Origin of the sequence: Treponema socranskii subsp. buccale, assembly GCF_024181585.1 — a bacterium.
Taxonomy (GTDB): domain Bacteria; phylum Spirochaetota; class Spirochaetia; order Treponematales; family Treponemataceae; genus Treponema_D; species Treponema_D buccale.
This window is the reverse complement of sequence record NZ_CP054258.1, coordinates 2710541-2729991: the sequence shown is the minus strand read 5'-3', so window position 1 is coordinate 2729991 and position 19451 is coordinate 2710541. Positions and strand designations below refer to the sequence as shown.

At 48.9% G+C, this 19451-nt stretch carries 18 protein-coding genes; 12 read left to right on the top strand and 6 right to left on the bottom strand.

Annotated features, from left to right (window positions below; translation table 11 throughout):
• Positions 1-89 precede the first annotated feature (89 nt).
• The gene (locus HRI97_RS12255; protein ID WP_253725785.1) at positions 90-1205 is read right to left on the bottom strand and encodes a DNA adenine methylase; all 1116 of its coding nucleotides are present in this window, start codon (positions 1203-1205) and stop codon (positions 90-92) included.
• 159 nt (positions 1206-1364) lie between these two features.
• On the opposite strand from HRI97_RS12255, the gene HRI97_RS12250 reads away from it, so the two are divergent.
• The 3 genes from HRI97_RS12250 to HRI97_RS12240 all read left to right on the top strand — a co-directional run bounded on the left by HRI97_RS12250 (position 1365) and on the right by HRI97_RS12240 (position 4958).
• Complete coding sequence (locus HRI97_RS12250; protein WP_253725783.1) at positions 1365-1994, top strand: ECF transporter S component; 630 nt, start codon at positions 1365-1367, stop codon at positions 1992-1994.
• A 63-nt stretch (positions 1995-2057) separates the two neighbouring features.
• Positions 2058-3503, top strand: coding sequence for an NAD-binding protein (locus HRI97_RS12245; RefSeq protein ID WP_253725782.1), 1446 nt, complete (start codon positions 2058-2060; stop codon positions 3501-3503).
• A gap of 9 nt (positions 3504-3512) precedes the next feature.
• Complete coding sequence (locus HRI97_RS12240) at positions 3513-4958, top strand: TrkH family potassium uptake protein (RefSeq protein WP_253725780.1); 1446 nt, start codon at positions 3513-3515, stop codon at positions 4956-4958.
• 323 nt (positions 4959-5281) lie between these two features.
• Here HRI97_RS12240 and HRI97_RS12235 read toward each other — a convergent pair whose 3' ends face one another.
• The 5 genes from HRI97_RS12235 to HRI97_RS12215 form a co-directional block, all read right to left on the bottom strand.
• Entirely contained in the window at positions 5282-6394 is a 1113-nt protein-coding gene (locus HRI97_RS12235) for an ABC transporter ATP-binding protein (RefSeq protein WP_253725779.1), read from the bottom strand.
• A 478-nt stretch (positions 6395-6872) separates the two neighbouring features.
• Entirely contained in the window at positions 6873-7313 is a 441-nt protein-coding gene (locus HRI97_RS12230) for a YbaN family protein (RefSeq protein WP_253725778.1), read from the bottom strand.
• Entirely contained in the window at positions 7310-9016 is a 1707-nt protein-coding gene (locus HRI97_RS12225) for an amino acid ABC transporter ATP-binding/permease protein (protein ID WP_253725777.1), read from the bottom strand. Before HRI97_RS12225 ends, HRI97_RS12230 begins: the two co-directional genes overlap by 4 nt.
• Complete coding sequence (locus HRI97_RS12220; protein ID WP_253725776.1) at positions 9013-10749, bottom strand: ABC transporter ATP-binding protein/permease; 1737 nt, start codon at positions 10747-10749, stop codon at positions 9013-9015. Before HRI97_RS12220 ends, HRI97_RS12225 begins: the two co-directional genes overlap by 4 nt.
• Complete coding sequence (locus HRI97_RS12215; protein WP_180487399.1) at positions 10742-11077, bottom strand: nitrous oxide-stimulated promoter family protein; 336 nt, start codon at positions 11075-11077, stop codon at positions 10742-10744. Before HRI97_RS12215 ends, HRI97_RS12220 begins: the two co-directional genes overlap by 8 nt.
• 224 nt (positions 11078-11301) lie before the next feature.
• On the opposite strand from HRI97_RS12215, the gene HRI97_RS12210 reads away from it, so the two are divergent.
• The 9 genes from HRI97_RS12210 to HRI97_RS12170 all read left to right on the top strand — a co-directional run bounded on the left by HRI97_RS12210 (position 11302) and on the right by HRI97_RS12170 (position 19250).
• Positions 11302-11697, top strand: a complete 396-nt coding sequence (locus tag HRI97_RS12210) for a hypothetical protein (RefSeq protein WP_253725775.1) — start codon at positions 11302-11304, stop codon at positions 11695-11697.
• Between the two features lie 37 nt (positions 11698-11734).
• Positions 11735-12019: a transcriptional repressor gene (locus HRI97_RS12205; protein WP_253725773.1), complete on the top strand. Its 285-nt coding sequence runs from the start codon at positions 11735-11737 to the stop codon at positions 12017-12019.
• Between the two features lie 50 nt (positions 12020-12069).
• Positions 12070-12609, top strand: a complete 540-nt coding sequence (locus tag HRI97_RS12200; protein WP_180487396.1) for a MotA/TolQ/ExbB proton channel family protein — start codon at positions 12070-12072, stop codon at positions 12607-12609.
• Positions 12606-13013: an ExbD/TolR family protein gene (locus HRI97_RS12195; RefSeq protein ID WP_253725772.1), complete on the top strand. Its 408-nt coding sequence runs from the start codon at positions 12606-12608 to the stop codon at positions 13011-13013. Before HRI97_RS12200 ends, HRI97_RS12195 begins: the two co-directional genes overlap by 4 nt.
• On the top strand, positions 12997-13689 hold the full coding sequence (locus HRI97_RS12190) for an energy transducer TonB (protein ID WP_253725770.1): 693 nt from the start codon (positions 12997-12999) through the stop codon (positions 13687-13689). The genes HRI97_RS12195 and HRI97_RS12190 overlap by 17 nt, the downstream gene beginning before the upstream one ends.
• A gap of 143 nt (positions 13690-13832) precedes the next feature.
• On the top strand, positions 13833-15866 hold the full coding sequence (locus HRI97_RS12185) for a TonB-dependent receptor plug domain-containing protein (protein WP_253725768.1): 2034 nt from the start codon (positions 13833-13835) through the stop codon (positions 15864-15866).
• 11 nt (positions 15867-15877) lie between these two features.
• A complete protein-coding gene (locus HRI97_RS12180) occupies positions 15878-16867 on the top strand; it encodes a calycin-like domain-containing protein (RefSeq protein ID WP_253725767.1) in 990 nt (329 codons plus the stop codon).
• Between the two features lie 89 nt (positions 16868-16956).
• The gene (locus tag HRI97_RS12175; RefSeq protein ID WP_253725765.1) at positions 16957-17727 is read left to right on the top strand and encodes a hypothetical protein; all 771 of its coding nucleotides are present in this window, start codon (positions 16957-16959) and stop codon (positions 17725-17727) included.
• Between the two features lie 32 nt (positions 17728-17759).
• The gene (locus HRI97_RS12170) at positions 17760-19250 is read left to right on the top strand and encodes a leucine-rich repeat domain-containing protein (RefSeq protein ID WP_253725763.1); all 1491 of its coding nucleotides are present in this window, start codon (positions 17760-17762) and stop codon (positions 19248-19250) included.
• Positions 19251-19451: the final 201 nt, after the last annotated feature.

Here is a 19451-nt window from a genome sequence, read left to right as displayed (position 1 = left end):
CCGATAATAAACAGCGCCGATTTTATGTTTTTTGGTTTATGTTGTTCAATGCGTTTTCGCAAACTGTCATGTCGGCGCATAACAATTCCTTATTTTTGTAAAATAAATAAATATTCACAAACGTGTATGTCTCTGTTTTTTAAATTTCTGCTTCCGCGAAAAGCGTTGTATCGGATTTCCCGTGTTTTACATTTTCCGTATTTATGCAGCATGGCTCGCATTTCATCAAAGGATATAAAACCTTCCGAATTGTAAGAGATGATCACGAATTTGCTGTCCAAGTTGGCGATTATTTTTTCCATCGCGTGTAATGCGGAATACGGTTTATTAAATACGGAGCGATTCCAGTCTTGCGTTATTCCGCTGACTTTGCTTATTTCCACGTCGAGTTTGTTTATTAAAATAAGGTTCAACATAAAATAATTCGATCCGTACGGATGTTGATTGTACGGAGGGTCGAGATATGCTATATCCAAATCTTTTAACTCTTTGGAAAGCTGTACCGCATCTTTTTGATATACATGCAGCTTCGATTCATAATTACTGAAAACGGGTTCTTTCAATTCTATCTTACCGAAAATTCTGGAGAGGGCATTTTTACCGGCAGCCCCGAAGCAGCCGATCCCCGTATGTTTGTCTTTGTAAAAGCCTTTGAAAACACCGCTCGTATTGACATGAACGGATGCTTCGGTAATTAAAGGTGCTAAAAAAAATTTTTTTAATGTATCTTCTTCGACGACTTCATCGATCAGTTTTCTGTACGTATCGATCAACACGGCATTTTCATGTGTGTAAAAAACTCTTTCACCCGGTAAAATATCATTATCGTTTTTCGGCGCATAATTTTGTGAAATTATTCCGCGGTATTTTTTGTGTATGCTTTGATTTTCAATTTCGCTTCTGAGTGCGGAACATTTTTTTTCGGGATAGTCTTTTTTATTTATTAAATAGCAGCTGTTTATTACGGCGGAATAATTTTCCAAATCGTTTACGATCAGTGTATCGGAATGTTTTTTCAGCATGCGCGCAACGATGCCCGATCCGGAAAAAATATCCGCGCACATCATTTTTTCTTTTTGCAGTTTTTTCGATATCGTATTTACTTCGTTTTCAATATTGCCTATTAATAAGCGCTTGTTTCCGAGATAGGTAATTATTTGCGTGGTGAGAAAATCGTTGTTTTCTTTGTAATTTGCATCTTTCATACAAACTCGGAGATTTCATTACACGTATGACTATAACATATAAACACGTGTAAGTACATATTTTACAATAGAGAGCGCCGCACTGCATATTTTCCGTTTTGTATTTTTATATCTTGCCGCTCGTTGTCAGATATATAACAATTTGCTATGATACAGCATATGGAAAAAACGGTATCGCGAAACAGAAAAATCGCATTGACGGGCGCGCTCTGTGCGCTTGTCGTCGTACTCGGTATGCCGCCGCTCCACCTCGGCATGATTCCTCTCGGCCCGAATGCATCGATTACGATCATGCATATTCCGGTTTTGCTCGCCGTCATGCTGACGGGAGGTGCATCGGCTCTCGCTTCGGGGATCGCCGTCGGCACGGTGTTCGGCGTGTTCAGTTTAATCCTTGCGGCCATAACGCCGACCGGCGCGCTCGATCCGCTTTTTATCAATCCCGCCGTTTCGGTTTTGCCGCGTGCGCTTCTTGCCGTAGCCGCTTGGCTTTTATGGCGGCTTTTGTCGCTCATTCCGCATTTGCCGAAAACGGTTTCCGCCGCGCTTGCCGCGTTTATTTCGACGCTTGCGCATACGTGTTTTGTCGTCGGCGCGCTGTATGTTTTTGCGGGCGGCAGGATGATGAGCGCGATGGGAGGCAAAGGTTTTATCGCCGTGCTGCTTTTACTGCTTCCGAACGCTCTGCTCGAAGCTGCGGCTGCGGCGATCGTGTGTGCGGCGGTGATCGCGTCGGCAACGGTCGTTGCAGGGAAAAAATCGAAATTGTCGCAGGAAGATAAAAATTAATATTATTAATGTCGCTTAATAAAATTCGAAATTATATATAATAATTAATAAGGAATATATTCGATGCGGATCGTTATTATCGGTGCCGGTTTTACCGGCGTGCAGCTTGCAAAATTATTGATCAACGAAAAAAATACCGTCGCGATTATCGACAACGATGAAAACAATGTGCGTCACGTTTCGAATCAGCTTGACTGTACGGTGATGCTCGCCGACGGCAACGATTTGGAAACGCTCGAAGAAGCGGGTATCGCGAAAGCGGACGCGCTCGTATGCGTTACGGAAAACGACGAAGTGAATATGATAACCTGTTCGCTCGTCGATGCGGTATATCCCGATATCGTAAAGATCGCGCGCGTACGCAACTACGCGTACTACGTCAACACGGCGGCTGCAAAAAAGAGTCACGCGGATTCGTTCGGCGGAAAGCATCGTCCGCTGTACGGAATCGATTATATGATCCATCCCGACGTGGAAGCCGGCGAAGCGGTCGTTCAAGCGGTCGAAAACGGCGCGGTGAGCGATGTGCAGGTTTTCGGAAACAATGCGTACGAGCTGACGCGCATGACGGTCGCAAAAGGAAGCAAGCTTGCGGGGCAAAAACTGCAGACCGTCCGTACGCTCATCGATAAGCCGTTCCTCATCGCGTACGTCGAAGAAAACGGCAAAACCTCTCTTCCGAGCGGCAATACGCTTCTCAATCCCGGCGACAGCATCGGCGTGATCGTCGCAAAAGAAAACGTTTCCGAACTGCTCGCGCTCTGCGGTTCCGAGCAAAAAGAATTGAAAAACATCGCGCTTATCGGAGCGGGAAGAATCGGCACGATCATCGCGGAACGATTGATTCCGCCGAAAGAAAAACGCTCGCTCTTCGATCTGTTTTCAAAGCAGGTGATCAAGCGTCCGCAAAAATTCGTCATCATCGACAGCGACGAAGAGCTGACGAAAACCGCATCCGAGCGCTTCCCGTCGGCAAAGGTTTTTTGTGCCGACGCGACGGACGAAGCGTTTTTGCAGGAAGAAGGGATCGCGTCGTTCGATTTGGCGATCTGCGCGACGCACAATCACGAAATGAACATGGTGCTCGCAGCCTACCTCGAGTCGCTCGGTGTCGGCAAATCGATAAGCCTTGTCACGAGTTCGGCCTTTTCGGCGATTGCGCGGAAGCTCGGCGTCGACGTACCCGTTCCGATCCGCGATGCCGTCGTCGATTCGATTATGAGCCATCTGCGGGGAAAATTTGTTAAAGAAATTCACACTGTGACGACCGGTGATTTGGAAATCATCGAGTGCGTTCTCCCCGGCGATTCGAAGGCGATCAATAAAACGCTCCGCGACATCGCAAACCCCGGCGTGTTTTTAATCCTTCTTATCAAAAAATACGATTCGCCGATTTACGAAATACCCGTCGGCGATACGCGCCTCAATGCGGGCGATCACGTTATCCTTATCACCGTCGCGGAAGAAAATGGCAATGTCGTTTCGTTTTTCGGCGGCAGCGTAAAATAGGGGCGCATCATGGCGGTTTTAACGTTTTTAAAAATCATATCGATCATCGTCGCATTTATCGGTGTTTCGTTTTTAATTCCGATCGGAACGGCGCTTGCGCTCGGAGAGACCGCCGTCATCGCTTCTTTCGCCGTTCCGATGATAGCCAGCTGGATTGCGGCGATCGTCATCTTTATCGCCGGTCGAAAGACGGAAATACGCCTTTCGACGCGCGGCACTTTCGTCATCGTCGCACTCGCGTGGATTTGCGGAAGCGTGTTCGGTGCGCTGCCGCTTTATTGCAGCCGCGCGATTCCGCACTTCGCCGATGCTATCTTCGAAAGCGTCAGCGGCTTTTCGACGACGGGGGCGACGATTTTGAGCGAAGTCGAATCGCTGCCGCGAAGCATCAATCTGTGGCGGTGCGAAATGCACTGGCTCGGCGGTATGGGTATCGTCGCGCTCACCGTCGCGCTTTTGCCTCTTCTCGGCGTCGGCGGCTTCCAGCTCATTAAAGCGGAGACGACAGGTCCTGAAAAAGGCAAAGTGACGCCGAAAATTACGACGACTGCAAAGATTTTGTGGCTTTCCTACGGCGTACTTACTGCCGTGCAGACGGCGCTGCTCTTGTTTGCCGGTATGGATTTTATCGACGCGCTTTCGCACGCGTTTGCGACGCTCGGCACCGGCGGCTTTTCGACGAAAAATTCGAGCGTCGGTACATACGGTTCCGTTTCGATCGACGTCATCTGTACGGTGTTTATGTTTTTGTCGGGAATCAACTTCAGTTTATACTACTACGCCGTCACCGGAAAATTTTCCGAGATCCGCGATAACTCGGAATTAAAAGCGTATTTCGCCGTTTTTATTGCGGCCACGCTCGGTATTGCATTCGTTATCGCTAAACAGTACGGTTCGTTTTTGCAGGCGCTCAGATACGGTTCGTTTCAAGTTGCGTCGATTTTGACGACAACGGGATTCGCTACCGCCGATTTTACGACGTGGGCGCCGACTGCACAATTATTAATTTTTATACTCTATTTTTTAGGCGGCTGCGCAGGCTCTACCGGAGGCGGTATAAAAGTCGTGCGCTGGGTCGTCCTCGCAAAACAGCTGCACAACGAAACCGAAAAAATGCTGCACCCGCACGGTATATTCAATATTCGCTTAAACGGAAAAGTTGCCGGCAAAGATTTGGTGCCGAACGTCGCCGCCTTCGTTTCGCTGTATCTTTTGCTCGTGTTTATCACGACGGCGATCGGCTGCCTTTTCGATTTGGATTTGTTCAGCGCTTTGACGGGTGCGCTGTCGATGGTCGGAAACGTCGGGCCGGGTTTCGGAAAATTGGGACCGGCGTGCAATTACGGTTTCCTCCCCGATGCGGTCAAATGGTGGTATTCGTTTGCGATGCTCGCCGGACGGCTCGAACTCTATACGATGATTTTGTATTTCCTGCCCGCATTTTGGAAAAAATAAAACCGGAACGCAAAGCCGCGCTCCGGTCGTTTTAATAATTAGCCGGAATTTCGAGTTTGCCAGAACTCGAAATTTTCCAACCGTTTCGCGCATCAATGAATGGCGAGTTTGGAAAATAAATAAAAGTATGTTTGCGGCGAGGTTCCGGCTGCGTGCCGTTTCGAGCGTTAGGCTTGCGGAAGCCTGTCTTTAAAAGCTCGACCGCGGCTTACACGGCGAGTTTGCAAAGCAAACTCGGTAGTGAGGCGAAGCCGAACGAAGTTCTCGCCGTAAACATAGCGCTATTAGCTGATACTTTCCAAACTCGATATTCAGGTCAATTATTATTTTACCTTGACGGAGCCGAGGCAGATATTTTTTTTCGTTTCGGTATCGAAGACGATGATATCGTCGCCCACGATGTCGAAACGGATCGGCTTATCGACCGCATAATCGATCGAACCGAATACGACGGAAGATAAAATATCGCCCTTGAGGTTGATTTTGACGATCGTTTCCATACCCGACGGAAGCGTCGAATACGCAAGCCCCTCGATTGCGCCGCTGTCCCTGATCGGAAGAAATTCCGGACGGATACCGATGATGACGTCTTCTCTTTCAAGCTGCACGTCTTTTTCGCACGCGAAAACCGCATCGATGCCGAAAAATTGTACCGCGAGTTCGTTTTTCGCCGTCTGCTTCGCTTTTGCCGGAACGAAATTCATCGTCGGGTTTCCGATAAAATCCGCAACGAACAAATTCGCCGGCCGATTGTAGACGACGAGCGGCGGATCGTACTGCTGCAGGTCGCCCTTTTCGATTAAACAGATGCGCGTCGCAAGCGTCATCGCTTCGAGCTGGTCGTGCGTAACGTAGACGAAAGTCGAGTTCGTATCCGAATGCAGACGCTTCAATTCCGTGCGCATTTCGCTGCGCAGTTTTGCGTCGAGGTTTGAAAGCGGCTCGTCCATAAAAAGCACTTTCGGTTTGGGCGCGAGCGTCCGTGCGATTGCGACGCGCTGCTGCTGTCCGCCCGACAATTCGGCCGGATAGCGGTCTTTGAATTCTTCGATTTTTAAAGTCGTTAAAACTTCCCGTACGCGCTCTTCGATTTTGCTTTTCGGCCATTTTAAATTTTCAAGACCGAAGGCGATATTTTTATACACAGTCATGTGCGGCCACAATGCGTAGTTTTGAAACAAAAAGCCGATATCGCGTTTGTCGGGCGAAACGTTGATGCCTTTTTCCGAATCGAAAACGACCGTATCGCCGATGGTGATCCTGCCCTCCGTCGGCGTTTCAAGCCCCGCGATCATGCGCAGCGTCGTCGTCTTTCCGCAGCCGGACGGACCGAGCAGCGTGATGAATTCTCTGTCTTCGATAACGATATTGAGGTGATTGACTCCGACAAAATCGCCCCATCGTTTTGAAACATCGTGTAATTCTATCCGCGGCATATAGTAACCTCCGGTGTTTTAAATAAATTTTTTTTGACCATAATACATTTTCCTCGCAAACTATAAAACGATAAATAGAATACAAGCACGCATCCGTTTGTGTAAAACAGATGCATAAGCGATTGCGCCTGTGTTTTTACCGGATTGTGTTTCAGTATAATTGAGAAAAATCCCGTTGTCAATTGACCGCATTCGAAAATAGTAAAAGCGCACCGCCTTTATGCTCGAATGCAAAGTTACGGTAATCGAACACGGTGTCGGCGGCTTCCGCTTGCCCGGGGCGAAATACGATTAATAATTAATAATTTTCAGGGCGTGTCCCTCGCTCCGCTCGGGTCGGGCTTTTCGAGGTTCCGCGCTCACGCGCTTCATTCCTCCGCTCGCTCATCGCTCGCTCCGGAACTTTCGCCTCTCCAATCCCTCACGCACGACAAGCGAAAGCGGCGTCGGCCTTCGCGTCCGCTGCGTTTCGTTTATTTTAAACGGCTCTATCGTTTTCCGAATCTTGTGCCGTATCGATATCGCCGCATCGGTTTTGCTCTTCGTTACGCAGCGTTTTTACGCCGAACAAAAAGTAGACGATGTGGCATATCCACACTACGGCGAGACAAATCCTTCCGACGGGTACGCGCTTCATCATGATAAAGCCCGTAAGCATCACCGCCGTCACCGTAGCGATAACCGAAATTTTCGTTTTCAGCGTCATCGCTTTATGCTCGACGAAACTTTCCAAATGCTTTTTATACAGCGATGTGCCTATAAACCAGTCGTGTAATCTTTTCGAACTTTTGGCAAAGCAAAAAACGGTTGCCAAATAAAACGGTACGGTCGGAAGAATCGGCAGTGCGATACCGACGGTGCCTAATCCCAGTGAGATAAAACCGAGTATTATCCACAAGATGCGAATCGGGTTTTTCATGTTGATTCCTTTTGCATTTCAAAGATGCTGTGTGCGATATTCAGCGTCGACATTCGATGCGATACGATGACGACGGTTTTACGTTTTGATTTTTCGTTGAGCGATTTTAAGATAATGCCTTCGTTCAGCGAATCGAGGTTGCTCGTCGGTTCGTCCAAAAACATGATCGGCGCATCGTGCAAAAAGGCGCGGGCAAGTCCTATGCGCTGCCGCTCTCCGCCTGACAACGTGCTCCCCAGTTCTCCGACTTCCGTGTCGTATCCGTCGGGAAGCGAAGAGACGAATTCGTCGAGCGACGCTTTTTTCGCGGCATCGATTATCTCTTTTCGAGACGCGCCGATTTTGCCGATTGCGATATTGTTCGCAATCGTATCGCGGAAGAGGGATGTTTCCTGCGTGACGTAGGATTCCGCAGCTCGGAGGGATGCCGTATCAATCGTCCGTATGTCTTTTTTCGAAAGCGAAACGCTTCCCGACTGCACGTCCCAAAAGCGCATGAGCAATTTTAAAAGCGTCGATTTGCCGCAGCCGGACGGCCCGTGAATGCCGAAAATCTTTTGTCCGGGAATTTTGAGCGAAAAATTCGTCAGGATGTTTTCCGCGCCGTAAGAAAAATCAGCGTTTGCAATATCGATGCCGTTTACGGCAAAAGCTTTTTCGGCGGTTTCGTCGTTCGTACTGCCGCTTGTCACTTCTTCGACGACAGGTTTTTCATCGAGCAGGGAGAGGACTCTCTTTCCGCTTGCAAGCGTCTGCATCAAATTATTCGAAAGATTCGACAGCGCGACGACCGGCCCGAACGAACTCATCAAAGCGGTTGTCGTTACGACGACGCTTCCGAGCGAAACGCTGCCGGTAAAAAAAGATCGGAGTAGCAGGCAAAAAGCCGCCGCGTCGAAGGCAAGTATGACGAAATCGGTAATGGCGCGCTGATAGGATTCGAGCGCCGAAAGTTTTTTTTGCGCAGCTGTCAGTTCCTGCGAGCGCTTTATCAATTCGGATAAGCGCTTTTTGCCGCAGCCGTATTGAATCGTTTCGTCCAGGCCGCGAAGCGAATCGAGCACGAAGCTTCCGAGCGCTCCGAACGCGTTTCGAAACTTGAGACCCTCCGCACCTCCGAGCTTTGCGTTCGTGAGCGGGATGACAAAGCCGATCGTTATATACGCACATAGAGCGATGATGCCGGCCGCGGCGCTTCCGTGCCATATAAAGACGGTCATGCACGTCGACACGATGAGCGCGATCGCTACCGGTGAAATCGTGTGCGCGTAAAAGACTTCGAGCAGTTCGATGTCCGACGTTATTATCGAAATGAGATTGCCTTTGTCTCTGCCTTCGAGCTTTGCGGGGCAGAGTTCGCGGAGTTTTGCAAAGATGCGGTGCCTGATGACCGCAAGCAGTTTGAATGCGATAAAGTGATTGCAGTACTGTTCCGCATAGTGGAAGACGCCGCGGCACACTGCAAACGCGATCAAAAAGTACGGCAAGACCCGAAGCGGCAGCAGGGGCGCGCTTTGCCCGGTGATGCCCGCGATTCCGGAAGCTGCCGACACCGTTACGGCTATCGCGCACAAGTGGCCGATGCTGCCGAAAAAGATCGCAAGCAGCATGACGGGAAGGAGCGTTCGTACGAGGACGATGAGGCGCGCCATAATCGAAAATGCGTTTTTTCCGTCCGTGCGGCTGTGAAAATTTCGGTTCATCGTTTTGCCTCCTCCGCATAGGTTTCGAGTTTATGCTGTGCGTTGTACATGGCGGCATAGTTACCCTTTGCTTTTATCAATTCGTCATGCGTACCCGATTCGACTATCGCGCCGTCGTCGAGCATGTATATGCACGAAGCGCCGGTGATATTCGAGAGTTTATGGGAGATGACGATAACGGTTTTCTTTTTTGCCAAAGCTTTGACGACGTCCATAATCATCGCTTCGCTTTCCGCATCGATGTTCGAAGTGGCTTCATCGAATACGTAGACGGCGCTGTCGTGAAGCAATGCGCGGGCGAGTGCGAGGCGTTGGCGCTGACCTCCCGACAAATTGTCTCCCTTTTCCGAAAGCTCCGTTTTAAGTCCCTTTTGCGTTTGCAAAAAATCCCACAAGTTGACTTTTTGCAATGCGTTCTGCATATCCTTTTCCGAAGCGTCCGCATTTCCCATGTGCAGATTGTATTCGACAGTTCCCTTAAACAGATAACTTTCATGCGTGACGAGCGTCGCCGCGTTCATAACGGCGTCTTCGCGTATCGAAGCGAGTTCCGTTTTATTAAAACGGATACTGCCCGAATAACCTTTATTGCGCGTCATAATAAGGGAAGCGATCGTGCTTTTGCCCGAGCCCGATTTTCCGACGATCGCCGTGAGCGATTTCGGTTTGCACGCGAGCGAAATATCTTTCAATATATTCCGCTCGGGAGAATATGCGAACGAAACGTCCGAAAACTCGACGGCGACGGAAGCGCCTGAAAGGACGGCGGGACGCTCGTTTTCTTCCGGCAGATCGAGCAGCGCGAATATTTTATCGGATGCCGCCATACCGTTCATCGCAACGTGAAAAAAAGAGCCGAGCAGTCTCAACGGAATAAAAAATTCCGCAGCGAGCAATACGATCATAAGGCAGCCGCCGAGCGTAACTTCTCCGCGCGCGAATTCGCCGAGAGCGATGATCATGCCGATTGCCGCTCCGCCGTACGCCATAATGTCCATAACGCTCGTGCTGTTCAGCTGCATGGAAAGCACTTTCATCGTAATCCGTCGGAAGTTTTCGGCCTCCCTGTCCATTTCGGCCGCCTTTTGTTCATCGGCGCGATAGATTTTCAATGTCGTCAATCCCTGCAAATTTTCCAAAAAGCCGTCACCGAGTTTTGCATAGAGTCCCCAGTATTTTCGCAAAAGGTATTTTGCGATTTTCATGATGAGTGCGATCGAAAGGGGAATGAGCGGTACGCACAAAAGCAGTACGGCGCTCGCCTTTATGCTGACAAAGGATAAAACCGCAAAGAGCGTTAAAGGCGCGAGCAGACTGTAGCCGAACTGCGAAAGATATTTTCCGAAATAGATTTCGAGCTGTTCGACGCCGTCGGAAGCGAGCTGTACGATTTCCGCAGTCGGCGCGGAGTTTCGATATGAAGCGCCCAAGCGCAAAAGCTTTTCGTACATGTGCTTTCGGAGCGTTATTTTTACATCGGCGCTCGCTTTGTGCGATGCGGCGACGTAGAAGCGGTCGGATGCGAAGCGGATGACAAAGCAGCACAGTGCCGCACCGGCGTACAGCGGGGCGAGAGGGGCGATCGACTCATGAACGAATAGTTTTTGTACGATATCGCTTATAAAAAAGACGATCGCTATTTGGCAGAGCAGCGAAATCCATTGGCAGAGCACTTGCAAAAGCACGAATTTTTTTGCGTGCGACAGCAATTTTATTAAACGAATTTTAATCATGCGTTTTCCTTGTTTGCATACCGACGATCATGTGCTTTATGACGAGGATCGGGTGATATAACAGCATCCGCGGTCCCGAAAACCGCATAACCGTTTTGATTTTATTTCTCATCTCCTGCGAATAACAGTGCACTTTACATGCCGAGCAAAACGTTTTTTCTTTCATAAACGGACACTTGTCGATTTTTCCGAGCGCATACGCATAGAGCGCGCCGCACTCGGAGCACAACGATTTTTTCATGCCGTGTTTTTTTCTGCAATACAGCCGTATCATTTCTCCGACGATTTCTTTTTCATGCGCCGTTTTCGCTTCGATGGAGTTATCCATTGCTAACGATACTAGCGGATAAACATTTGTACGTCAATCGAAAAAAGAGGAAATTCTGTTGACACGAAAAAGATAATGGGATAGCATAGGCTAACTCATTGTATGGATTTACTCGCTGTATAATTTTAAGGAATGACAGTCTTTTATATTCTGTAAAGATTTTCAGGAGGCATCTTATAAAAAAATCGATTTTTTTATGCATATACGCTGCTTTTATTGCAGCGATGCTGTTTGCAGGGAGTGCCGCCGGCGCTGATGCCGACGATATGCCGCCGCAGGAACTGCTCGGCTCGTATTGGGGCACGATGGAAGTATTCGGAAAATCCTACGATATGTGTCTTGTCATAGAAAAAAACTCCGTCGCAATACACAGCGATAAAAGAGGCAGAAGCTATCCGCTTATAAAATATACGGATAAAAAAGACGGTACGTGGCTTGTTTCCTGTTACAATGCGAAGGAAAATAAAAAAAAGCCCGTACCGCGCATGACTGTTACGATAAACCTTGCCGAAAATCCCGCGTCCTGCAAAGTGTGGATACATTTTATGTCGGATGCGGGATTTATGAAATTTCCCGATTGCCGAAAAGGTGAAGATTACGACGACAGATTTACACACTGATCGGGACATAATTGTAAAATAATTTTTTGAGATATGTATGAAATATCTGTTCGATGAAATACTTGCATCTTTCAAAGAAAGGGGGATGCGCATAACGAATCAGCGCAGGCAGCTGCTTTCGCTCATACTGCAAAACCCCGATATATCGCCGAAAGAGTTGTTTTACCTCGCGCATAAAAAAGACAGTTCGATCGGACGGGCGACCGTATACAGAATGGTACGTTCGCTGCAAGAGCTCGGGTATGTTCGGCAGCAGTATGTTAAAATAATTCCGAAACGACAAAACGCGGATGCTCGGATCGCCGCATCGAGCTCTCCTTAAAATGCAGTGTACATAAGCGAATTTAACAATAAGGAAAATCAGGTGTTGTTATGAGATTGGTTGAATTTATTAATTTGGGAGGCCCGATCAACTGGGTGCTCGCCGTAATCTTGTGTTTTTGTTTTTGCCAGTGTCTCGAACGCTGCATATATTTTTTTCAAACGCGAAAAGGTTCGAAAAACGACGTAGTCAAGCGTTTGCAGGAAAAGGCGGCTGCAGTTGCCGCATTGCCGGAGGCGCAGCGCAATGCCGAGCTTACAAAAGAAAGCACGCTTTTGTATTACGAGATGAACCGCGGACTGTGGCTGCTCAATTTTATCAGCGCGGTATCGCCTTCGATAGGGCTGCTCGGTACGGTTACCGGTCTTATCGGCTCGTTTTCGAAGATGGCGGAAGTGGGCGCTGCGGTGAATATTCAGGATCTGTCCGGCGGTATTTGGGAAGCGATGCTCACGACGGCATTCGGCATGATCATTTCGATACCCGCGCTTTTGTGTTATCGCACGTTCAAGCGCATCATCGAAAAGCGCATGATGTTTATGCAGCTGTACGGCGAAGAAACCGATCGGAAAACGACGGAGGGTAAATGATGTTCGCTCCCGGTTCTTTTTCCCGCTACGACGAAGAGCTTGTCGTAAACATCACGTCGCTCATCGACGTCATCTTTATTTTGCTCATTTTTTTTATGGTATCGACCCAATTTAAAAGAAGCTCGCTTCCGCTCGACTTGCCGAGAAGCGAAGACGCGACGCAGGAACGCAATACGACGAAGGTGCTTGCCGTTACCGCCGACAGAATGGAATTGGACGGAGACGCCGTAACGCTTGAAGCGCTCCAGGATACGCTTTCGTCCATGTATGCGCGGGAACCGGAGCTTGCGCTTTCGCTCGAATGCGAGCGGACGGTCGAGTTCGAACGGATCGTACAGATATTGACAAAGGTGCAGGCCGCGGGGATCAGCCGCATAGGTATCGTGCATGAGCCGCTGGATTAGCTCCGCCCTGTGTACGCTCGTGATCGTCGCAGTGCTGTTTTGTCTGCCCTTTTGGGGTATACGGAGCGCTTCGTCGTCTCAAGCGTCGATCGTGTCGGATACGACGGTGTCGAATGTGCGTATCGTGCAGCGGCCGGCAAAAAAAGCGCCGAAAGCCGTGCGAAATAAAAGCGCTCCCGCAGTTCCGGCAACGCCGGTCGAAACGATCCCTTCTCCGAAACCGGAAGCGCCTGCCGAAAAACCCGAGCAAACCGAAGCGCCGGAAGAACCGTCCGACGAAACGGCCGAAGCGGTTGATGAAAGCTCGTCGGCGGATGCGGGCGAAAGTGCGGCAAGCGATGCGGCGAATGCGGGCGGCACAGTCGATTCGTTTTCTCATACGCAGGGAGCGAAGGCGGCAGCAACGTATAAATCCTATGTGCTCGGGCGCATCGCGTCGAAAAAAACATACCCCTACGCCGCCCGTTCAAACGGCTTGGAAGGGAAAGTGCGCGCGCGGATCGTCATCAATCCCGACGGAACGCTTGCCGAAGCCGTCATCCTCGAGCCGTCGGAGTACGAAGTTTTGAACAATGCCTGTCTTGCCGCGATTAAAAAATCGGCTCCGTTCAGAAAAATGACGAGCGGGGCGAGCGCAATGACGCTCTCATTCGTTATGGATTTTTCGCTGCATTGACTGCAATCGAAGCAAGCAGCGAATCTTATTAAAAACACAGCTTATTGATATTTTTTCTCAATAAGACGGGGTTTTCTTGCGTAAAGTAAAAAAATCCTTTAAATATTTTGTTAGCAATATCTAACTAAAATTGAGGTATATTTTTGAAACGGTGTATTTTTTTCTGTATCATAGTTTTTTCGGTACAGCTTTTATTTTCACAGGAAGCGGAAGACGATGTCATCGTCGTCGATGCGGACAAGATCGAACAGAAAATCGATGAGTCGGTCGAACAAAAAAAGACAATCACCGGAGAAGACATACGAAAGTCCGGATCGAAAACCGTCGGCGAAGCTTTAAAAACGCTTCCCGATGTTGCAGTCAGCGGCGCTACGGCGGGCAACGCGAACGAATCCGTCACGATGCAGGGGCTCGGAAACGGTTATGTGAAGATTATGATAGACGGCGTGAGCGTTTCGACCGATATATCCGGTTCCACGCCGATCTTTCAGATTCCCGTTGAAAACATCGAGCGCATCGAAGTCATCAAGGGCGCGGATTCCGTTTTGTACGGCAGCGACGCGATGGGCGGCGTCATCAACATCGTAACGAAGCGCGAGCAGACGGATTCCGAAAAAGAAACTGCGGGCGATTCGAAAAAAAACGATATCAAATTGTCGGGCAGCGTTACCCACGAGATCGGTGTTATGCCGCTCGTACTCGGTTGGAAAAATTATATCGCCGGAAATTTTTCCGTTTCGGGAAAGCATATTTCGAATACGCTGATCGGAAGTTTCGATTTGAATCCCGGCAGAGAAAAGATGACCGAAGACGCTCTTGCCGGAAAAATCAAATATTTTAAAGGGACTCGAAAAATACTCGGCTTTGTACGGGACACGCTTACATGGAAAGATTCGTGGGGGGCGGTCGGCGCATACGGAGTGTACGGCGGTTCGCATCAAATAAGCAATTATACGAAAACGGGATTCGACAAAGGCACCGATATGATTTACAACACACATCGCGGCGAATTCGGTTTTACGGGAAAATATATCTGCAGCGAAAAGTTCTACGTCGACGGTTTTCTTTCCGGAAAATTGTATTTTATGGATACCGTTTACAATGTAAAGGCCGGCGCACACTCTTCGTCGACGGGGACGCATTCGAATTCGTTTGATGTGGAAAACGATGTACGCCTTCACTGGAAGCCGAACAAAATTAACGATATCACGTTCGGGGCGAACGTCGATCTCGAATCGATGAGCGGTACGTCGTTCGAAAAACGGAAATACGCTTTGGAATCAGCGCTCTTCGCGCAGGACAGTATTTCTCTTTTCGATGCGAAACTTACGCTTGTGCCCGGAGGACGATTGGATTTTTCTCCGCCGCTTCAAAAGGGCAGCGTTTTATTTATGGCGACGCCGAAACTCGGAGTCAAATACAATCCGACCGAAAAGACGGCACTCAGGCTCAGCTACGGCATGGGCTATAAAATTCCTACGCTGAAAGAAAAATATTGGATTTTCAAACACAGCTACGCGCCCGGCGCCGGAAACTTTATCCTCTACGGAAATCCGAATCTCGTTCCGGAAAAATCGCACAGTTTCAATATCGGCGTCGAGCAAAACGTAAAAAATCTTTTTAAATTTTCCGTCGGCGGCTATTTTAACTACATACTCGACCTCATCGACAGCGTCGTTACGGACGGCGTTTCTTCGCCGCAGATACGCGAATATCGAAACGTGGACAAGGCGATGACCTACGGAGGCGATATTTTAATAAGCTCGGATATGGACAGGCTCAACGTAAAAGTCGGCTACGCATACACTGGAGCGAAATTTTTTGATAAAGACAACGGGCGATGGGAAGACCTCGCGCTGCGCGTCGCACACAGGGTAACCGCGCACGTCGCCTACCGCATTCCCGTCATCGAAACGACGGCCGCTTTGAACGTGCAGTGGAATTCGCCTCAGCTTTTGACGGCAAAAAGCGGTTATTATACGCCCGATTATTTTATGGTCGGCTTTGACGTTTCGAAAAAGTTTTTGGATGAAAAGCTTGAAGTGTACGCAGGGTTGGACAATATGCTGAACAACGTCCATTTTATAAAAGGAAGCAACAACGAAACGCAGGAATACTATTACGGGCTCGCCGAGGGGATCGGTGTGCGCGTCGGCGGTAAATATAAATTTAATTGATAGGGTGTAGTATGAAAAAAACGGTAAATGCTTTTTTTGTCGCTGCAACGATTGCAGCTTCTTTACTCTTCGTTTCCTGCGACGCGATTGCGGACGCTTTTAGAGACGAAACGCTTGAGAATATCGATATTTCCGAACTGTACGGCTATACGTATTACGGAAACATTACGTCTTCGGGCGGCAGTACGTTGACGCCTTCTCTCACGATTTATAACAAAGAACGAATCGATTGGAATATGAGCGTCAACGGCATGACCGATAACCAGTTTTATTATTATGCCGAAAAAAACTCAAAAAACAATTATACGCTGTATTGGTTCGGCGGCGCGGATTACGGCGCAGCGATGACCAAAGACGCTTCGAAAGCTGCAATGACCGTCCAAATCGGCATAAACAGTACGGACGGGATCATTATTTTGCTTACCGGTGACGGTCTTACCGGAATCGGAGCGATGTCGAATACGCGTGTGCCCATGGCAAAGCAAAAAAAGATTCCGCGCAATACCGATGCGCCTAATGTTGCGTTCGATCCGAGCATTCAGGATGTTACGATCAAAATTCCCGACGGTGCGTCGGATGCCGACTGGGAAGGTGCTGCTTCGTATACCGGAACATTCGACTATCTGGTCGGTAACGACGGAAATATGGCTCGGGGACACGGGTCGTGCGGCGACGGAAGCGAACCGAATATTGTCCTTGTTCCGGACGGCGGCGGAACGCATACGGTAAAAATTAAAACACATCGGTTTGCTTACACGGCAATGATGACGATACTCCCTTTTGTCATTGACGGCATTAAAGTGAAAAAAGACGGCGATGTGTATTATCTTGATCGCGCTGCCGTATCCATCCCTCATGTTAAAAAAGCGGACGGCACGGAAGTCACATTGAACGATGTAACCGTTCGCGGAAAACTTGAAAACGGCAAACTGACGCTGCGCATTTCGTTCAAACCGGGTCTTATGCCGTTTGCTATTGTGGAAGTGTTTAAAAGCAACTAATTACCGGTTACCGTACAAGGAATCGGGCGGGCGGACTTTCCGTTTGCATAATCGTATAAGAACTTCATAAAAAGTGCAAGGAGGTTTTTATGAAAAAAACATTGTTTGTGTTGGCGGCTTTGGCGGCCGTCCTTATCGGGTTCAGCGCATGCAGCAACGGCTCGTCGGATGACAATACGCCGACGGTACCGCGCGAGGTGTTCGCTACGTACTGGGGTACGCTCACCGTTAAAGGGACAGACTATCCGATGTGCGCGATGTTAGGTGAAAAAAATCTTGCAGTATACAGCAAAATGAAGTCGTTTTCATATTCTCAAGTAACGTATGCTCACAAGGGCGACGGAACATGGCTTGTATCTGCGTATGCGGATGGAAAGACGCCCGGTACGGATGCTGCGGATGTGACGGTAACCGTCAAAACGACTGCCGATCCGTATACAGCGGATGTCGAGATCGTCCCGATGAAAGTAACCGTTTCCTGTACAAAAGGGAAAAACTATGACGGGAGCTTTACGAAAGAAGAGGATCTGTACGGTACGTACTGGGGCTATTTAGAGGTCTCAGGGGGAAAATTCGACATGTGTATGGAGATAAAAAAAGACTTTGCCGGTATACACAGCGATCAAATGGGTTTTCCGTACTACGTGATAACTTTTACGGACAACAAAGACGGAACATGGCTTGTCGGCTGTTATAACACAGGCGAAGACACGTCACAGCCGTCAAAGCATGTACGTATTACCGTCGATACGACAAAGCTTCCGTTTTCCTGTAAACCGTACGTCGTGCCGATGGGGGATTTTACGAAATTCAGCGACTGCATAAAAGGCAAACCGTATAATAACGAATTTCAATTTTAACCCAATAGCATACTATAGATAGGAGAAAAACAATGAAGACAGCTATTTTGAGACGGAAAGCGATTGCTTTCCTTGGAGCGGCTGCGGTTTTGTTTGCTGCTGCGGCCTTTACGACGGGCTGCAATGCGAATGCAGGCGGAGACAGCGGCGGCGATATACCGCCTGCGGAGTACACGAAGGTTGCTTTCGGCACAAACGGCGAGGGCTTAAAAAACTACCTTAAAACGAAGGCATCGGCTGCCGGCATAAACTACTTGGAAGTAACCGGTCTGTCTGCAGCAGATGTAAATATAATGCTAACGGGTGAAGCTCTGCTCGGCAAAATACTGAACGGCAGCGAAACAAAAAAAGTTGCGTTCAAATTCGGCAGCGACCTCACCGGTGTTACGGATATGAGCGGCTGCTTTTTCGGGTGCCCAGGTCTTGTGCAGGTGTCCGGAATACCGGCCGGTGTTCAGACTATGATGGGTGTCTTTTACGGCTGCAAAAATCTTGTAGAAGCTCCGGAGATACCAAACAGCGTTACGAATATGGATCGCTGCTTTGCTGACTGCCAAAAGCTTGTAAAAGCTCCTAAAATACCAGAGAGCGTTACTAATCTCGAGAACTGCTTTGACGGCTGCAAAAGCCTTACGCAGGCACCCGTGATACCGGAGGGCGTTACGAGTATGGACGAGTGCTTTAAAGGCTGTAAAAGCCTTACGCAGGCGCCTAAGATACCGGCAAGCGTTAAGGGCATCGGGGGCATAGACAGTTGCTTTGAAGACTGCACGAGTCTTACGCACGCTCCTGAGATACTGGCAAACGTTGAGCAGATGAAGGCCACCTTTAAAAACTGTAAAAGCTTAACTCAAGCGCCTGTGATACCGGCAAGCGTTGAGGCTATGGAGAATACTTTCCTCGGCTGCACAAGCCTTACGCAAGCGCCGGTGCTGCCGACAAACGTTACTATGGTAGGCGGCACTTTTGAAGGCTGCACAAGCCTGACTCAAGCTCCTGAGATACCGGCAACCGTTACGAGTATGATCGGCTGCTTTAAAGGCTGCACAAAGCTTACGCAAGCTCCGGTAATACCCGCAAACGTTATATATATGGGTAGTTGCTTTGAAGGCTGTACAAGCCTGACTCAGGCGCCGGTACTGCCGACAAATGTTGAGCAAATAAGCAGCTGTTTTAAAGGCTGCACAAGCCTGACACAGGCTCCTGTAATACCGGCAAAGGTTACGACGATGCCCAGCTGCTTTGAAGGCTGCACAAGCCTGACACAGGCTCCTGAGATACCGGCAAGCATTACGGAGATGCCCAGCTGCTTTGAAGGCTGCACAAAGCTTACAGCTGCAACGCTCAAGTGCAATTATAATCCTGCAGTGCTGTATGGGGATGTAACAGCTTTTAAAGACGTGTTCAAAGGCTGTACAAGCTTAAAAAACAACAGCGTAAAAGTTCCTTCAGCACAGGTGGCTGCGTATAAAGCCGGTGCAGGAACGATGGGTGCGAACGAGAACTGGTTTGCAGCGGAATAAGTAGGTTAAAAGCGCCGCTAAAATAGCGCGGCGGCTTTTAACTTCGAGTTTTTTTCGAAAACTCGCTCATATACGTGTGCGCGCACGCGCACGAATTGCCCGGCTCCTAAATCTGAAGATTTATTCGCTGGGCAATTTTACGGTAGGTTAAAAGCGCCGCTGAAATAGCGCGGCAGCTTTTAACTTCGAGTTTTCTTCGAA